1 protein-coding gene is annotated in these 1788 nt (G+C 35.3%); it reads left to right on the forward strand.

Annotated features, from left to right (window positions below):
- Positions 1-735: 735 nt before the first annotated feature.
- Positions 736-1683 (forward strand): rod shape-determining protein, encoded by a 948-nt coding sequence (locus tag K5G00_RS29240; RefSeq protein WP_238770146.1) that lies wholly within the window; start codon positions 736-738, stop codon positions 1681-1683.
- Positions 1684-1788: the final 105 nt, after the last annotated feature.

Below are 1788 nucleotides of genomic sequence, written 5' to 3' on the forward strand. Positions count from 1 at the left end.
AGATATTCGTGTTAAACAAAATATTACAAGGCTGAGTACGAATTTAGTGTAACTTATGTGACTTTAACTTTGTTAACCATCTGCCTTAACGAACAGTTTGAGAAGAAAATATTTGTGGTTATTTGATAAGTATGTTCTTTGGCTTTTCGTTCGCCCCGAAAGTTGCTGTCACAAAACTTGCAAAAGAAAGTTTGGTACAGTTGCCAATTTTTGCAATTTGACATTTTGTAAAACTGTTTTGCAGCCTGACTCTGCAGCGCATTTTCAGGAACAGCCGGTGGTTATTTGACAGTTTGATTTTTGGCCGTTAGCTATCTGGGCTGGAATAAAAAAATTGGCAGGACAGTTTTGTACTCGCAAGTTTTCTGCCAGCGGCATAAGTTTAGGAATGGTAAAGCTCACGTTTCAACTTCCTAATCGGCAGCGGTTACCTGCAGCCCACAAGCAACTTTGACTTTTGGGGGTAAAAAAAATTGGATACCAAGTGGTTACTTGAAAAATCAATATGTAAATTGACATTTTTACAGTGTTAACAATTTGACGATGAATAAAAAACCAGCCGTTAACAAATTGTATATACCAGGCGGGGGTTTTAGCGGTCTGACAAGTCAGACCACTCTCCCACTTTCCTGCGGGTCTGACAGGATTTCTTTTCGAAATCCCGCCCGACCACATACAAGTGACCGTTATAGGCAAATTTAAAAAAGGGCACACAACACTGAAGATTAAAAGTAGATGAAGCAATTAAAAAATAGTTTAGGCTTTGATATTGGAACGAGCAAGACAAGAATCTTCAAAGGAGGAAAATTAATTGTTGAGACTCCAACTCAGTTTGAATACGAAGGTGAAATACTTCAAAATTTGATTGTAAATGGAAAAATTTCTGATTTCAATGCAACGGAACAATTTTTAAGACAAGAAATTAAAAAGGTTCAAAATCCATTATTTTCACTTTTTTCTCCGGCTTTAACAACTATTGTTTCTGTTCCTTCAGACATGAACGAGGTTGCACTGAGAGCTTTTCGAGATTCTTTTGAGCATGCTGGTGTTAAAAATTGCTATATGCTCTTTGATTGTTTAATAGCAGCAATTGGATTAGGGATTGATATAAAAAACTCAACTTCTATGATTGTAGATTTTGGAGCTGGAAAAACAAGTATTACAACAACACAAGGCTATAAAATTATAAAAAACAATATCCTCGACATTTCTGGGAACAGTTTAAACGAAACAATTCAAACCTATATAAGCAGAAAATACAATTTGACTATTTCGAAAGAAGAAGCGGAAAAGCTAAAAATTGAATATGTTGACTTGAGAAGAAATGGTGCAATTGAAAAAACGGTAAGAGTGACTGGAAATGAGAAAAAATCAAAAGAATTGAAAGAAATTTTAATTGAAAGTAAAGAACTAGCAGATTGTCTGGCATTGGAAACAGATTTACTCGTTGACAAAATACTGGGACATTTTGAAAAATTAGATGAATCGGACTCAGAAAAAATTCGAACTAATGGCATTTACTTGATTGGTGGAGGATTAAAGCTTAAAGGATTGATTGATAAAATTTCTGATAAAATAAATGTATCGGATAAATCATACAATCTAGACAAAAAATATATGAATATTGGTTTTGAGAAAGTACAATCAAATCCAGAAATACTATATAAAAGCATGATAATATGAAAAATCAGCCCATAACACAGTACATATTGCAGGGCGGGGTTCGGTGGTACGCCAACTGCGGATTCTCGCATCGCAGTTCCGTGTCCTTCGGACAGGAACGCTCTC

This window comes from Maribellus maritimus (assembly GCF_022267315.1).
GTDB classification, from domain to species: Bacteria; Bacteroidota; Bacteroidia; order Bacteroidales; family Prolixibacteraceae; genus Draconibacterium; species Draconibacterium maritimum.